At 61.1% G+C, this 15,114-nt stretch carries 15 protein-coding genes and 1 pseudogene; 5 read left to right on the forward strand and 11 right to left on the reverse strand.

All coding sequences use genetic code 11. The annotated features are described in order from the left end of the window. Positions 1 to 35 precede the first annotated feature (35 nt). Entirely contained in the window at positions 36 to 680 is a 645-nt protein-coding gene (locus ACZ9BX_RS00995) for a TetR family transcriptional regulator C-terminal domain-containing protein (protein WP_476215092.1), read from the forward strand. 43 nt (positions 681 to 723) lie between these two features. Here the strand turns inward: ACZ9BX_RS00995 and ACZ9BX_RS01000 are convergent. Then, a pseudogene (locus ACZ9BX_RS01000) lies at positions 724 to 2,205 on the reverse strand (GAF domain-containing protein); the annotation flags it as partial. Positions 2,206 to 2,332: 127 nt separating this feature from the next. Next, entirely contained in the window at positions 2,333 to 3,232 is a 900-nt protein-coding gene (locus ACZ9BX_RS01005; RefSeq protein ID WP_476215094.1) for a LysR family transcriptional regulator, read from the reverse strand. Between the two features lie 103 nt (positions 3,233 to 3,335). Between ACZ9BX_RS01005 and ACZ9BX_RS01010 the strand changes: the two genes are divergently transcribed. After that, positions 3,336 to 4,349, forward strand: a complete 1,014-nt coding sequence (locus ACZ9BX_RS01010; protein ID WP_476215096.1) for a zinc-dependent alcohol dehydrogenase family protein — start codon at positions 3,336 to 3,338, stop codon at positions 4,347 to 4,349. A 46-nt stretch (positions 4,350 to 4,395) separates the two neighbouring features. On the opposite strand, the gene ACZ9BX_RS01015 is transcribed toward ACZ9BX_RS01010, so the two are convergent. Both ACZ9BX_RS01015 and ACZ9BX_RS01020 read right to left on the reverse strand, forming a co-directional pair. Then, positions 4,396 to 5,448, reverse strand: a complete 1,053-nt coding sequence (locus ACZ9BX_RS01015) for a magnesium and cobalt transport protein CorA (RefSeq protein ID WP_476215098.1) — start codon at positions 5,446 to 5,448, stop codon at positions 4,396 to 4,398. 110 nt (positions 5,449 to 5,558) lie between these two features. Further along, a complete protein-coding gene (locus ACZ9BX_RS01020) occupies positions 5,559 to 5,975 on the reverse strand; it encodes a rhodanese-like domain-containing protein (protein WP_476215100.1) in 417 nt (138 codons plus the stop codon). Positions 5,976 to 6,045: 70 nt separating this feature from the next. On the opposite strand from ACZ9BX_RS01020, the gene ftrA reads away from it, so the two are divergent. Beyond that, on the forward strand, positions 6,046 to 7,035 hold the full coding sequence (gene ftrA / locus ACZ9BX_RS01025; protein ID WP_476215102.1) for a transcriptional regulator FtrA: 990 nt from the start codon (positions 6,046 to 6,048) through the stop codon (positions 7,033 to 7,035). A 196-nt stretch (positions 7,036 to 7,231) separates the two neighbouring features. On the opposite strand, the gene preA is transcribed toward ftrA, so the two are convergent. From preA to ACZ9BX_RS01045, 4 genes are all read right to left on the reverse strand, one after another. Next, positions 7,232 to 8,545, reverse strand: a complete 1,314-nt coding sequence (gene preA / locus ACZ9BX_RS01030; RefSeq protein ID WP_476215104.1) for an NAD-dependent dihydropyrimidine dehydrogenase subunit PreA — start codon at positions 8,543 to 8,545, stop codon at positions 7,232 to 7,234. A 12-nt stretch (positions 8,546 to 8,557) separates the two neighbouring features. Continuing rightward, positions 8,558 to 9,919: an NAD(P)-dependent oxidoreductase gene (locus ACZ9BX_RS01035; protein ID WP_476215106.1), complete on the reverse strand. Its 1,362-nt coding sequence runs from the start codon at positions 9,917 to 9,919 to the stop codon at positions 8,558 to 8,560. Positions 9,920 to 10,314: 395 nt separating this feature from the next. Next, positions 10,315 to 11,268 carry an HWE histidine kinase domain-containing protein gene (locus tag ACZ9BX_RS01040; protein WP_476219863.1) on the reverse strand — a complete coding sequence of 318 codons (954 nt, stop codon included), beginning with the start codon at positions 11,266 to 11,268 and terminating at the stop codon, positions 10,315 to 10,317. A 238-nt stretch (positions 11,269 to 11,506) separates the two neighbouring features. Then, the gene (locus ACZ9BX_RS01045; RefSeq protein WP_027510191.1) at positions 11,507 to 12,301 is read right to left on the reverse strand and encodes a response regulator; all 795 of its coding nucleotides are present in this window, start codon (positions 12,299 to 12,301) and stop codon (positions 11,507 to 11,509) included. Between the two features lie 270 nt (positions 12,302 to 12,571). Here ACZ9BX_RS01045 and ACZ9BX_RS01050 point away from each other — a divergent pair, with 270 nt between their 5' ends. Next, the gene (locus ACZ9BX_RS01050) at positions 12,572 to 12,778 is read left to right on the forward strand and encodes a NepR family anti-sigma factor (protein WP_027510192.1); all 207 of its coding nucleotides are present in this window, start codon (positions 12,572 to 12,574) and stop codon (positions 12,776 to 12,778) included. A gap of 10 nt (positions 12,779 to 12,788) precedes the next feature. After that, on the forward strand, positions 12,789 to 13,343 hold the full coding sequence (locus ACZ9BX_RS01055) for an RNA polymerase sigma factor (protein WP_037141941.1): 555 nt from the start codon (positions 12,789 to 12,791) through the stop codon (positions 13,341 to 13,343). A gap of 66 nt (positions 13,344 to 13,409) precedes the next feature. On the opposite strand, the gene ACZ9BX_RS01060 is transcribed toward ACZ9BX_RS01055, so the two are convergent. The 3 genes from ACZ9BX_RS01060 to ACZ9BX_RS01070 all read right to left on the reverse strand — a co-directional run bounded on the left by ACZ9BX_RS01060 (position 13,410) and on the right by ACZ9BX_RS01070 (position 15,113). Continuing rightward, complete coding sequence (locus tag ACZ9BX_RS01060) at positions 13,410 to 13,814, reverse strand: hypothetical protein (protein WP_476215110.1); 405 nt, start codon at positions 13,812 to 13,814, stop codon at positions 13,410 to 13,412. A gap of 9 nt (positions 13,815 to 13,823) precedes the next feature. Then, positions 13,824 to 14,171 (reverse strand): ElaB/YgaM/YqjD family protein, encoded by a 348-nt coding sequence (locus tag ACZ9BX_RS01065; RefSeq protein WP_476215112.1) that lies wholly within the window; start codon positions 14,169 to 14,171, stop codon positions 13,824 to 13,826. Positions 14,172 to 14,318: 147 nt separating this feature from the next. Further along, positions 14,319 to 15,113 carry a heme ABC transporter ATP-binding protein gene (locus ACZ9BX_RS01070; RefSeq protein WP_476215113.1) on the reverse strand — a complete coding sequence of 265 codons (795 nt, stop codon included), beginning with the start codon at positions 15,111 to 15,113 and terminating at the stop codon, positions 14,319 to 14,321. Position 15,114 lies beyond the last annotated feature (1 nt).

The raw sequence follows: 15,114 nt of genomic DNA on the forward strand, positions 1-15,114 counted from the left end.
AAAGCAATTGAATTTCAAGGGGAAACGAGAGCCAGATGGCAATTCCGAGAGCAGCGAAGACCCAGCGGCGCACACGGATCCAGGAGGAGAAGGAAGAGCAGATCCTGGAAGCGGCGCTCGATGTGTTTTCCGCCAGGGGTTTCCGCGGCTCTACCATCGACCAGATCGCCGAAGTGGCCGGCATGTCGAAGCCGAATCTGCTTTATTACTTCCGCACCAAGGAGGCGATGCATCGGGCGCTGATCGACCGCGTGCTTTATACCTGGCTCGAGCCGCTTCGCGCCTTCGATGCCGAAGGCAATCCGGAAACCGAAATCCGCAACTATATCCGCCGGAAGCTGGAATTGGCGCGCGACTTCCCCCGCGAAAGCCGGCTGTTTGCAAACGAGGTGCTGCAGGGCGCGCCGCATATCGAAGACGAGTTGAAGGGGCCGCTGAAGCACCTCGTCGACGAGAAGGCCGAGGTGATCCGCGCCTGGGCCAAGTCCGGCAAGATCGCCAAATGCGATCCCTACCATCTGATCTTTTCGATCTGGTCGACGACACAGCATTATGCCGACTTCGACGTCCAGGTGCGCGCCGTGCTCGGACAGGAGCATGCCGGGGCGGGGCGCTTCGAGGATGCGGCGCGCTTCCTCGAACAGCTCTTCATCGGCGGGCTGATGGTTCGTCCGGCCTGAACCTAAGCCTTCCTCAACCGCCCTGCCGTGCAGCAAAGGCCTCAAGCGCCACGCGGATCGTTTCCGCGATGCTGCATTCCGCCTTTGAAAACGGAAGCGCGCGTCCGCGCGCCAGTTCCGACCAGGTGTTGAAGCTTCCGCGAGGTGTAAGGCTTTCGGCGTTTGGACCGTATTCCCCCGGCCTGTGCGGATCGCCGGCCCAGTGCGCCGTGCGCAGGATTTCCTGGCGGAAAAACACAACATAGTCGCGAGGCAGTCGAGAGATGGGAATGACCAGAAGCCCGGCGGCGTCGCCATTCGTTTCCGCTCCTGGCGAGAATTCCGCGATATGATCGGTCGTGAAGACATGGCCGGGTGCATTTCTGTTCAGCACGTCGATCAGCGTGGAGAACTGCTCCTGCGACGGTGCCAGGCCGGTCAGTGCCGTGCGGCCGTTGATCGAGACGCCGATGCCATCCGCGGGAACAGCGCCGGCGAGCGCTTCGGCCAGCCAGGCCGGATCATCAAGCAGGCCGGTATTGCCCGCAACGGCGGTGAACAGCCGCTCGACGATCTGCCGCGCCTTGGTCTCGACTTTCAGAGCCAGGCGGCATTCCCGGGTTTGAAGCCGCGAGGCGAACATCTGGGCGAAGATCTCCACCGTCGAGCGCCGCTCGAAAGAGGGCAGCCGGGCAGAATAATGATGGCAGGTAAAGAGGCCCCAAAGCATGCCGTCCGTGACGATCGGAATCGACAGCGAGGCGGCGACGCCCATGTTCTTCAGATATTCGATCTGGCTCGGTGAGACGGAGCGCAGAATCGACAGGGAGAGATCGATCGCGCTGCCGTGCTCATCGCGTTCCGGCAGGATAGGAACCGGTGAAGCTTCGACATCGGCGATGATTCGGTAAGGGTTGCGGAGATGGAGCGTGCGCGCCAGGACAGGAATGTCCGGGGCCGGGTAGCGGAAGCCAAGAAAGGAGCCGATGGCGGGTCTTGCGGCTTCCGCCACAACCTCGCCGGAACCTCCTTCATCGAAACGATGAACCAGCACGCGGTCGAAGCCGGTGATGCCGCGCGTCAGGCGGGCGCCTTCGCGGAAAAAGGCTTCCAGCGTCTGCGCTTGGTCGAGGCGCACCATCATGGCGCGGAGCGATATCGTCGAACCGCCCTGGCTGCCGGCCTTTGACGCTTCGGCCTCGATAACGACATGGTCGCCGCTGAAATGCAGAGCGACGTCGAAGATGGGACCACCCTCCGCAAAGGCGATGCCGGACAGCCGCTCGACCATATCTGCACCGCGTATAACGGTCAGCCGATTGCGGATCGTGTGCAGCGTCCTGGACATGATGATGCCGGACAGCGGCTGCCCCAGTATGTCCTCGTAATCGACACCCAGAAATTTTCCGAGGTTGGCCGACGCCCATACGATCCTCCAGTCGGGGGAGGCCGCAAGCAGGAAGCCGAAGGGCTGGATGGCGGCGCGCTGAAGGATGGCATCCCGGTCGCAATTCGTCAGGTCCGCACGATTGCAGGGTTCGCTCACGAGACAGGAACTCCGGTTCCGTTTCAGTTGGGCCATTCCGGCGTAACAAAGTAAGCGATATACGGCGGAAACACGCCATTTCCAGTGAATACACCAAAAAATTCAGAGGGTTCCGAGACTTTCTTCGCTAACTCATGAGAGCCGGGAGCCTCGCGGCCAAGGTGTCGATCGCCAGGCGCACCTTCGGCTGCATTGCGGGCGACTTTACCCAGACGACATTGGCATCGAAGGCGACAGCCGGAACATCCGTCAAGACCCGGCGAAGCTCGCCGGACGCAACGCGGTCCCGCACGAGCCAGCACGGCAGCCAGGCAAGGCCTACGCCCTCTGCCGCCGCGTCCGCTATGGTGGCGAGATCATCAAGCCGCAGCCGCGATCGCGGCAGAACCTGCCGGAAGGGTTCGGCTTTCGTCGGGAAGATCCAGGTGCGGTTTCGATCCTGCCTGCCGTAGACGATGCCGTCATGCTTTTCGAGGTCTTCGAGCTTGGCTGGAACGCCGCGCCGTTCGAGGTAGCCGGGAGAGGCGCAAACCGTCATGCGCTGCTGGGCGATGACGCGCACCATCAGGCCCGGATAGTCCCCAAGCGGGCCGTTGCGCACGGCAAGATCGAAGCCATCTTCGACGAGATCGATAATCCGATCGTTGAACGAAAGATCAAGTTCGAGATGCGGATGCTCGTCAAGGAGCTTGATGAGTATCGGGGCCGCGCATTGACGGCCGAAAAGAACCGGCATCGTCACGCGCAGCCGCCCGCGCACTTCCCGCTTCCCGCTTTCGAGAAGCGCCTCGCCATGCGCGATCTCCTCGATCGCGCGCAGGCAGTGCTCGTAAAAGAACTGGCCTTCCTCCGTCAGACTCTGCGCCCGGGTTGTCCGGTGAAACAGGCGGACGCCTAGTCTCTGCTCCAGGCGCGCGATTGTCTTTCCGACGGCTGAGCGCGTCAGGTGAAGGCGCTCAGCTGCCACGGAGAAGCCGCCGGCCTCCGCGACTTCGACGAATACCGATATGCCTTTCAGCTGCTCCATGATTGTATCCTTTATGGAAACATTTTGTGGAATTAATACCGCAACTGACGATCAAATTTCAACGATATGCTTCGACTCCGTTCAATCAAACGGAGCAAGAGGAATGTTGAAAGCAAAGCAATGGTCAGTCGACAATATCGGCCCCACGAATCTGATGGTACGCGAAGCGGCGATCGTAGAGGCCTCCGGTGACAAGGTGCGGGTCCGAACGCAGGCAGTGTCGCTGAACTATCGCGACAAACTGGTGCTGGAAACCGGCATGGGTCTGCCGCTGCAGTTTCCCTTCGTCCCGGCGTCGGACCTTGCCGGCGTCGTCGAAGCCGTCGGCCCCGACGTGACGCGCTTCAGGCCGGGCGATCGGGTCATCACGACCTTCCTTCCCGGGCGCATCAACGGGCCGGGCCTCGGCGATGCGCGCCACCCGCCCCATAAGACGCTTGGAGGATATTATCCGGGCGTGCTGTCCGACTATGTGACCTTCTCGGAGGACTGGTTTGTCCATGCGCCCGAGACACTCGATGCCGGAGAGGCGAGCACGCTCCCATGCGCAGCGTTGACGGCTTGGTTCGCGCTCATCGAACTCGGCAAGCTGAAGGCCGGCGACAAGGTGGTCATCCAGGGAACGGGCGGTGTGGCGCTTTTCGGTCTCCAGATCGCCAAGATGCACGGCGCCGAAGTCATCATCACCTCGGCAAATCCAGAGAAGCTTGCCCGCGTGCGGGAACTCGGCGCCGATCACGGGATCGGCCGCGCGAACTGGGCCGAACGCGTTCTCCAACTGACGGAGGATTACGGTGCTGACCACATCTTCGAAATGGCCGCAGGCGCCAATTTCGGCGAATCCCTGAAGGCTGTCGCAGTCAGCGGACGTATTTCGGTGATCGGCGTCATGGACGGCTTCGATCTCTCGGCCCCGGTGCAATCACTGCTGTTGAAGTCGCCGACGGTGCAAGGTATCAGCGTCGGACACCGCCGCGCGCTGGAGGATCTGGTCCGCGCCGTCGATCGCACTGGCCTGAAGCCGGTGATCGACAGGCGCTACACCTTCGGCGAACTGCCGCAGGCGCTTCATCACCTGGATCGCGGCCCCTTCGGAAAGATTGTGATCGAGTTCTGAGCCAGGTGATCTCTGCTCCCGTCAGAGCATTCTGGCGGGAGCCCGGCTACAGCCACTTTGCCCGGCGGAAGAAGACGAAAAGTGTGACGCACAGGGTTGCGATCACGCCCAGCACCACGAAATAGCCATACTGAAAACTCAGCTCCGGCATATCGTTGAAATTCATCCCGTAGATACCGGCGATCGCCGTCGGAACAGCAAGGATCGCCGCCCAGGAGGCGAGCTTGCGGGCGATCGCCGTCTGTTCGGTCTGGCCAATCATCACGCTGGCTTCGAAGGCGAAGGCGAGGACCTCGCGCAGTGCATCGATATCTTCCTGGACCCGGCGCACATGGTCCGTGACGTCGCGGAACAGCGACTGAAGCGTCGAGTCCATGCCGGGAAGATCGATATGCTCATAGCGGCGGCAGACGTCCACGAGCGGCACCACGGCATTGCGCAGCCGCAGCAGCTTGCGCCGCAGCAGGTAGAGGCGCTCGATGTCGGCCTTTGTAAGCTGTTCGCGCAGCATCAAATCTTCAAGCTTCTCGACTTCTTCCTGCACGACCTCGATCACCGGCATGTAGTTGTCGACAATGAAATCGAGGATGGAATAGAGAATGTAGTTCTCGCCATGCGCCAATGCCGCCGGCGTCGCCTCGCAGCGCTGCCGCACCGCCAGGTAAGAGGATGATGCGCCATGGCGAACGGAAACGACATAACCTCTGCCGACGAAAAGGTGGGTTTCGCCGAAGACGATTTCGCCGTCTTTCATGTGGGCGGTACGGGCAACGATGAACATGGCGTCGCCATAAATCTCAAGCTTCGGGCGCTGATGCGGCTGGGCGGCATCCTCGATCGCCAGCGGGTGGAGATTGAATTCTGCCTGCACCTGGTGCAGCAGCATCTCGTCCGGCTCGTGCAAGCCGATCCAGACGACCGCATTCTCGTGCGTCCGCCATTCGCCTGCCTCTTCTATCCGGATATCGCGGATGCGCTGCCCCTGCTGGTAAACGGCAGCTGCCACGACCCCCGGACGAACAGAGGGCGACGATGCCGGCGCAGCCGCGCCAGTTTTCCCGCCAGCGGCGGCACTCTTCAGATTCTTGGTCCGTTCCAAAACCGCCTATTCCTTCCGCTGCGGCATCCCGGCCGGTTGTGTCCCAACGCAGAGAACCATAGTCCCATTTTGCGAAACACGCATCCGGGATCAGGGTTAAAGGATGTCCGTCATTCCGCAGCGATCGTGGCGTCACCTTCCGCAAAGGTAAAGCCCTCATCAGCCCAGCCGGTCATGCCGCCGATCATCACCTTGACGGAAAGGCCGAGCCGCGCTAGGCGCAGCGCCGCCTTGTCGGTGCCGTTGCAATGCGGGCCGGCGCAATAGACGACGAAGAGCGTGCCAGTCGGCCATTCCGACATGCGGTGCGCAGTCATCTTGCCATGCGGCAGGTTGATCGCGCCCGGAACATGCGAGCGAGAAAAGAGCGACGGCGAGCGGACGTCGAGGAGGACGAAATCGGCCTTGCCGGAGGAAATGGAGGCGTGAACATCCCAGCAGTCCGTCTCGAAGGCCAGCTTGCGGGCGTAATAAGCGGCGGTTGCTTCCCGTGAGGCGGCAGGTGTTTCACTGACGGGGCTCGGCATCGGCTTTCCTTTCGCGGTTCGAGTTGCCGTTGAGGATGGCGGATGTTATGGCTCGGCGAAATTGGCCTTAATGACGGTTAGCGTAAAGATCATGCCAAACTTTCTCAAAGGCCCGCATGTTGTCGTTCTCGCCTATGACGGGCTCTGCACCTTCGAATTCGGCATCGCTTTTGAAGTCTTCGGGCTTCTGCGTCCAGAGATGGGCGAGGGCTGGTATCGCTATTCGGTCTGCGGCATCGAACCGGGGCCGCTCCGCGCGGCGGGCGGATTGAGCGTTTCGGTCGATCGCGGCCTGGAGGTTCTGGCGGAAGCCGATCTCATCGTCGTGCCGGGCTGGCGGGCGATCGATGCGTCGGTGCCGGACCCGTTGATTCTTGCATTGCGGACTGCGCATCGGCGGGGCGCACGGGTTATGTCGCTCTGCTCCGGCGTGGCGGTGCTCGCCGCGTCCGGTCTGCTGACCGGCCGGCGTGTGACGACGCATTGGCGCTATGTCGCCTCGCTTGCGGCGCGTTATCCGGAGGTCACTTTCGATGCAAGCGTTCTCTACATAGATGAGGGCAGCATTCTGACCGCCGCGGGCAGTGCCGCCGGTATCGATCTCTGCTTGCACGTCGTGCGCGGCGATTTCGGCGCGGAGGCGTCAAACAGCGTTGCCCGCCGTCTGGTGCTTCCGCCGCATCGCGAGGGCGGGCAGGCGCAGTTCATCAGCACGCCCGTACTCGAAGAGCGGGAAGGCATGCGGCTCGGGCCATTGCTCGAATGGATGCGGGAACAGCTGGACGTGGAACAGCCGATCAGCCTGCTGGCGCAGAAGGCGGGCATGAGCCTGCGGACCTTCCAGCGCCGCTTCGAAAAGACGACGGGCTTGAGCGTCGGCGAATGGCTGCTCAAGGAGCGGCTTCGCCACGCCCGCGACCTCCTGGAAAAGGAACTCGCCGCGTCGCTTGACGACATCGCCACCGCCAGCGGCTTCGGCACACTGGCGACGATGCGGCACCATTTCCGCAAGCGGCTCGGAACGAGCCCGAGTGCCTATAGACGGTCGTTCGGCGCTTGAGGCAGTTTAATGGCGAGCGTTTGCGGTGTGGGATTGCCCCTCACCCCTAACCCTCTCCCGTTCTGACGGGGAGAGGGGACGTGCCCCGCGCGCTGCCGAGAGGGACGAAGGCGATGCGGCATATGCCCTGCTCCCCGCTGGCGGGGAGAAGGTGGCGGCAGGCGGACGAGGGCATTCGCAGCCTTAATAACGCTCGCTACTCCGCCGCCTGCCTCGCCATCGGGTTGTTTGGGTGGGTCGTCCAGTTGGCGTAGTTCGGATCGACGGGGCGCCCTGTGCGCTTGTCAAGCGCGCCGGCGGGGAGCGGCTCCAAGGTGATGCAGTTCTCGACCGGGCAGACGTTGACGCAGAGATTGCAGCCGACGCACTCGTCTTCCATCACCTCGAAATGGCGCACGCCGTTGACGAACTGGGTGATCGCCTGGTGCGAAGTGTCCTCGCAGGCGATGTGACAGCGGCCGCATTTGATGCAGGCGTCTTGGTCGATCTTCGCCTTGGCGATGTAGTTGAGGTTCAGATACTGCCAGTCGGAGACATTCGGAACGGCGCGGCCGGTGATGTCGTCGAGGTTCCCGTGGCCCTTTGCGTCCATCCAGTCGGAGAGCCCGCTGATCATCTCCTGCACGATCTTGAAGCCGTAGGTCATGGCCGCCGTGCAGACCTGCACGTTGCCGGCGCCAAGCGCCAGGAACTCGGCGGCATCGCGCCAGGTGGTCACGCCGCCGATGCCGGAGATCGGCAGACCATAGGTTTCTGGATCGCGGGCGATTTCGGCCACCATGTTGAGCGCGATCGGCTTGACCGCCGGGCCGCAATAGCCGCCATGGCTGCCGCGGCCGTCGATCGAGGGTTCAGGAGAGAAGGTGTCGAGGTTGACCGCGGTGATCGAGTTGATCGTATTGATCAGCGAGACGGCGTCGGTGCCGCCGGCCTTGGCGGCGCGCGCCGGCTTGCGGATGTCTGTGATGTTCGGCGTCAGCTTGGTGATGACCGGCATGCGAGTGTACTGCTTGCACCAGCGCACGACCATTTCGATGTACTCCGGTACTTGTCCAACCGCAGAACCCATGCCGCGCTCGGACATGCCGTGGGGACAGCCGAAGTTGAGTTCGATGCCGTCGGCGCCGGTTTCCTCGACCAGCGGCAGGATCGCCTTCCAGGCATTTTCCTCGCAGGGGACCATGATCGAGGCGATCAGCGCCCGGTCCGGCCAGTTCATCTTCACCTGCTTCATTTCGCGCAGGTTGGTGTAGAGGTCGCGGTCGGTGATGAGTTCGATATTGTTGAGACCCAGCAAACGGCGGTCAGCACCCCAGATCGCGCCGTAGCGCGGGCCGTTGACGTTGACGACGGGCGGGCCTTCCTCGCCCAGCGTCTTCCAGACGACGCCGCCCCAGCCCGCCTTGAAGGCACGCTCGACATTATAGGCCTTGTCGGTGGGCGGCGCGGAGGCAAGCCAGAACGGGTTGGGCGACTTGATGCCGACGAAATTGTTGCGGAGATCAGCCATTATTTATTCTCCTCACGCGACAGCGACGGTTGGCTGCGCACCGGCAGCGAATGTACGGTTGATGGATTCGGCGGCATCGCGGCCCTGCGCGACAGCCGAGACGGTGAGGTCATCACCACCGAAAACGCAGTCGCCACCGGCCCAGACGCCGTCGAGCGACGTGCGGCCTTCGCCGTCGATGGCGATGCGGCCGGATTCCATGCGCAGCGAGCCGAGACCGGACGCTTCGAAGGTCTGGCCGATCGCCTTGAAAATCTGATCGGCGGCGATGGCACCGGTTTCTCCGGTCGTGACGAGACGGCCGTCGGCGAGCTTAGTATATTCCACCTCGATCGCGGCAACCTTGCCGTCCTGCGACAGGATGGACTTCGGCGCCAGCCAGTGGCGGATGATGACACCTTTGGAGGTGGCGAGGTCCTGCTCGAACTCCGAGGCGTTCATGTGCTCCTTGCCGCGGCGGTAGCAGATCGTCACTTCTTCGGCGCCAAGCAGTTTTGCCTGTACGGCCGCATCGATGGCGGTCATGCCGCCGCCGAGCACGACGACGCGGCGGCCGACCGGAACGTCCGCCTTGTTCATGGCCTGCCGAAGCGAGGCAATGAAATCGACGGCGTCGTCCACTCCGGGCAAATTCTCGCCCTCGACGCGCAGCGCATTGACGCCGGCAAGGCCGATGCCGAGGAAGACGGCGTCATATTGCGATTGAAGATCAGCCAGCGAGAAATCGCGGCCAAGCTGCTGATCGTGGCGGACTTCGATGCCGCCGATCGACAGCACATAATCGACCTCTTTCTGCGCGAAGTCGTCGACTGCCTTGTAGGTGGCTATACCGTATTCGTTGAGGCCGCCGGATTTCGGCTTGCTGTCATAGATGACGATGTCGTGGCCTTTCACCGCAAGGCGGTGAGCGGCGGCAAGGCCGGCCGGGCCGGCGCCGACAACGGCGATCTTCTTTGCGGTGGAGGAGGCGCGTGTGTAGAACTGCCTGCCTGCCTGCATGGCCGTATCCGTCGCATAGCGCTGCAGGCGGCCGATCTCAACGGGTTTTTCCTCTGCCGTGTTGCGCACGCATGCCTGCTCGCAGAGATCTTCGGTGGGACAGACGCGGGCGCACATGCCGCCCAGGATGTTCTGGTCGAAGATCGTCTTCGCCGAACCGATCGGGTTTCCGGTCGCGATCTGACGGATGAAGAGCGGAATGTCGATGGAGGTGGGACAGGCCGTCATGCACGGCGCATCGTAGCAGAAGTAACAGCGGTCGGCGGCGACCAGCGCCTCATGCTTGTCGAGGCGCGGATGCAGATCGGAAAAATTAGCTTCATACTCGGCGGACGAGAGCCGGCCGGCATGAATCCCGGTTTCCAGTCGTTCCATTGAAGTTCCCTCATTATTGGTAAACGGCTAGTGAGGAAAAGCGTAACTCAGGATAAAAATTTTATCAAACGGTAAAATTTTGAAACGTAAAGTCATATAAGTATCTGTTTTCGTTATTAATGCAGCAAAGTGGAGAACCCAGCAGACGCCATGCATGAGGACAAGCGTTTCCCAGCTTGTAAAAAAGATTCAAAAAATCCAATTTTTTTCGGAACCGGCGGAACCAAAGTTTAACGCGGTCGTTATTGGGGCATCTGGATGATGATCGCATCGACCCAACATGCGCGCCCCCAACCCATCATCCGGATTACTCACGGTCCCCTCCCGATGAGTGAAAACAGCCAGTGCGCCGCCCTCGCACTGGCTGTTTTTCGTTGCGGCCAGCAGAGCGCTGCTTACGAGCGTTTGAGAATCTCGAATTCCGTCTCGGGGATCTGCAGATAATATTCGATGCGGCCGGGGACGAGCCTGAGTTCCGCCTTGCCGTTCATCGAGGACGGAACGACGCGCTCGAGCACGGTCTTGCCGAAGCTGTTTTCGCTAAACTCGTGAATCTCTGTCCGGTTCGGGAGGATCTCCACCCAGGCGATCTCGATCGCCTTCTTGCCGTTCAGCTTGGCTTCCTTGCAGTTCAGGGTGATCGACGACGCGCCGCTGGCGATTGCGCCATAGGAGGCCGAATTGACGATAAGTTCATGAAGCGCCAATCCGAGATGTACGGCGGCATTCGGCGTCATATGGGCATTGATGCCGAAGATCGGCATGGAGCCTGCCGTTTCCGGCCAATAGGGGGCGAACTGCTTCTCCGCGAGATCGAAGAGATAGGCGCCCCGCCAGCTCGAATCCGTAATCAGGTCCTGCGAGTTCGAAAGCGACTGAAGACGGCCACGGAACTTCGCGAGGAAGCTGTCGAGCGACAGCGTATTGCGGGCCGTTTGCGTCGCGATGCCCTGAATGATCGCGAGCAGGTTCTTTGAACGGTGAGAAAGTTCTCGCAGCAGCGATTTCAGAACTTTTTCGCGGTGCCGCGTTTCGGTGACTTCGGAGATGACCGAAAGAATGCCGAGGGAGCTGCCATTGCTGATGCGCTGGACCTTGAGCTCGTAGGTCCGGGCCTCACCATCGACGTCCATATCGATCTCGGCGTTGGTTGCTGTTCCGGTTTCCAGCACCTTGAGCTTCAGGGCCCTCAGGTAGTCGCCATGCGCCTTGCCGAAGAGATCACCGTCGCTGCCGCCGACGAAAAACCGTTCGGCGAAGTGGCGCGGAAGATTTTCGGCAAAGGAGAATGCCAGCTTTGAATCCTGAAAGAGAATCGAAATTCCGGCGCTGTTCAGCGCCCGCTCCATCATCGCGGACTTGCCTTCTAGCGCGAAAGGCCTGCCGGTTAATGGTTCTGTCGTATTCACCAGGCCGCCTTTCCTTCGATCCTTCTTGTGCAGCTGGAAAGGGGTTGCCACCTCGGGAACCCCGCCGGTCATACTATGACCAAGCGTTGCAGAAACCGTTAAAGCTGCTGCCGGAGCGCCCCAGCTAGCTGGGAACGCTTCGTTATTGGCTTTGTTCCGTCGCTGCGACGGTTCAGCTTCATGCCGCAACCTTGGTGGATTCATTGAAGAATAGCGCCTGGCTGATCAAAGCCTTGACCATGTCGGGATTGAAGGGCTTGGTGACCAGGAAAGTCGGCTCCGGCCGCTCGCCTGTCAAAAGGCGCTCTGGAAAAGCCGTGATGAAAATCACGGGCACGTTCGATGTCTTTAGAATGTCGTTCACCGCGTCGATGCCCGAGCTGCCGTCGGCAAGCTGGATATCCGCAAGAACCATGCGCGGCTTGGTCTTGTTGTAAAGCGCTATGGCTTCGGAATGGGTGCGGGCGATGCCGGTGACCCTGTGGCCGAGGCTTTCGACCATCTGCTCTATATCCATCGCGATCAGGGGCTCGTCTTCGATGATCATGATATCGGTGGCGACCTGGCGCGAAATCTCCTGCGAGGCCTTGTCGAGCAGGCTCATTACTTCCTGGTCTTCGGTGTCGAGAATATCGGCGATCTCGCCGACGCGGAAATTCTCGACCGAAGCGAGGATGAAGGCCTGGCGCGCTAGCGGGGAGACCTTGGCAAGGTTTACGGTCGCCCGCTGCTCCCACGCATAGGGCGATGCTGGCTCCGGAATCTGGACGGCGGTGGAACCAAACAGCTTAGTGAACAGTTTGTAGAGTGCGACACGGTCATTCGCGGTATCCGGGAAAATGGATATGTCGGCGATTATGGCCTCCAGAACTGCGGCAACGTAAGCATCACCTGAAGTCTGCGTGCCTGTAAGCGCACGGGAATAACGACGCAAATAAGGAAGATGCGGCGCAATTCGAGTAGAAAGTGTCATTAAAAACTCCCGTCTGTAGGCCGTAACTGCCTTTAATGCAGTGGAAACGTCGCGCCATTAAAAAAGTTCCAGTATATGCGGAACTTTTTTCACAGCCTTGCATTATGCTGGCGACGAATGAAGGGCGTACCGCAATTTTGAGCCACGATACCGGTAAGTATTTCAGCACCAACCGCCCCGAGCGGCGGGCGGTGCCGTTGGCGTTCCAAGCCGCAGCATAGATATCGCCCCCCACCAACATAGAGACAACCGACAAGAAGTGACGAATTGATGACAAAGCAGCAAAAAGAAGAACAGGATCAGCAGCGGCTGGAGATGCGCGCAAGCGATATCCTCGATCCAAACAACCAGATCGGCGTCAAACTACGGTCGCTCTATGCGGCGGCACAGGATGAAGCGATCCCCGATCGTTTTCTCGATCTGCTCGAGAAGCTGGACCAGGCCGAGATGATGGCTTCGGCCAAAATGGCCAAGTAAGGGCGAGTTGATGGATAAGGCTCAACCAAGCTTCAAACGCGAACTGCTGGCGGCATTACCGAGCCTGCGTGCGTTCGCGATCTCGTTGATCGGCCGGCACGATCGCGCCGACGACTTGGTGCAGGACACCATCATGAAGGCCTGGGCAAAGCAGGACCACTTCGAGATGGGCACCAACATGAAGGCCTGGCTCTTCACGATCCTGCGCAACGAACTCTATAGCCAGATGCGCAAGAGCGGCCGCGAGATCCAGGACAGCGACGGGCTGTTCACCGAATCCATGGCGATGCATCCTGCGCAATACGGCGCGCTCGACCTGCAGGATTTCAAGAAGGCGCTCGATCAGCTACCACCGGATCAGCGCGAGGCCATCATTCTCGTCGGTGCCTCGGGCTTCTCCTATGAAGAGGCCGCGGAGATTTGCGGATGCGCCGTTGGCACCATCAAGAGCCGCGTCAACCGCGCACGCCAGCGGCTGCAGGAACTGCTGCAGATTTCCGGCGAAGCGGATTTCGGTCCGGACGCGACGTCCGCGCCGCTGACATCGAAGGCTTTTGCCTTCTGATCCTTGAATTGCATCGTAAGAAAAACCGGCGGGCTCAGGCGCCGGTTTTTTGTGCGGCGGGAAGGGTTAGTCATCGCCGTGTTTGGAGCGCATCAGGTTCGTTGCGACGAGGGCGGCAAGCACCCCGGCCGTCAGGAGCGGTTGCGAACGGACAAGGCTTATGCTGGCTGCCGCCAGCGACTCGATCGCCAGACGACGCTCCTGCGTGCGGCGGGCGTCCTGCACATTCATGATCATCATGACGATCAGAACGACGATGCCGACGAGCAGGGCGCAAGCCGCGAGAAAGAGGGCTGCACCCACGGGACCGTAGACGCCTGCGAGCCAGATTGCTCCGGCTGTCACGGCAAGCACATAGGCCGTCAGGAGGAAGACCGCCGCGAGCACTATGAAAATGCCGTTGCGCTTGGTTCGTGCAACGGTCCTGTGAACGCTGTTTCCTATCAGCAGGCTAAGGATCGGGAAGAGCATCGAGCCTCCTCAGCGGCGTGCGAGGAGTGCGAGCACGAGGCCGAAGGCGGCAGCAGCACCGATCGTTGCGATCGGATGCCTGCGCACGGTATGGCGAACTTCACTTGCGCCGCGCAGATAACTCTCTTGCAGGTCGTGCAGCAGGTCCTCGCTGCGGCCTAGGAGTTCGTCATAGCCGGCGGCCGCCTGATAGCGGAGCTTTTCGCCGCGTCGCCGCGAATTCTTCGCAACCAGCTTCGTCAGAGTCGCGATTTCGTCGCGCAAGGTTTCGATCTGATCCTCAATCGTGGATTCGATGTCGTGAAGCGTACCGTTGCCATGGCGCCGGCCGCGAATGGACGGGAGGATAGAAGCCATGATGCTCTCCTTGGCATGGGCGCGCGCAAAGCCGCGGGCCGGTTTCAAACGAGGTCAGCACCGATCATTGCAATAAACAGTATCGCCCGGCATTGATCCAAATCATCGACACGACAACGCGTTGCCCAATCAAAAGTTCCGGTCGGTTCAGCGACCGGCAAGCGCACTGTGAGCCAGGACAAAGGGTGTTCCGTCCGCCGGGATCTGATTGATGCGCAGCCGGCATCCGAAAACCGATTGCATGCGCTCGTCTGTGAGCACTTCGCGAACGCTGCCGGCCGCGGCAAGGCGTCCGCCCTCCATCAGCACGATCTGGTCCGCGAAGAGGGCGGTCAGGTTGAGGTCGTGCATCACCGCGATCACGCCGCCGCCTGCGTCGCAGAATTTCCGCGCAAGGCTCATGATCGTCAGCTGATGGCTGATATCGAGGCTGGAAACAGGCTCGTCGAGCAGCAACCAGCAGGGCTTCCCATCCACGACTGGCTCGGAGATTTGGCACAGCACGCGGGCGAGCTGGACGCGCTGCTGCTCGCCGCCGGAAAGCTCCTGGTAGAAACGGCCTTCGAAGCCGCCGAGGTCGACGGCGGCGAGCGCGCGTGCCGCGATCTGTTCCGCCTCCTCGGGGTGCAGGTTCAGCCCTGTCGTCAGTCCCATGCGCACGATCTCGCGCACGGTGAAGGGAAAGGAGATGGCGCTCGCCTGTGGCAGCACGCCGCGAACGGCGGCCAGCTGCCAGGGCTGCATTGCCTTGACCTCTTCGCCGTTGATGCGCACGGAGCCGTCAAAGGAAAGCTCGCCGGAGGCCGCCTTCATCGTCGTCGTCTTGCCGGAGCCGTTCGGTCCGGCGATCGCGGTCAGCTGGCCGGCCTTCGCCGTAAAGCTGACGTCGTGGACGATTGTCTTGCCTGACAGGCGGACCGAGATGCCGGAGAGTTCGATCATC

Source organism: Rhizobium sp. USDA 3886 (genome assembly GCF_056279785.1).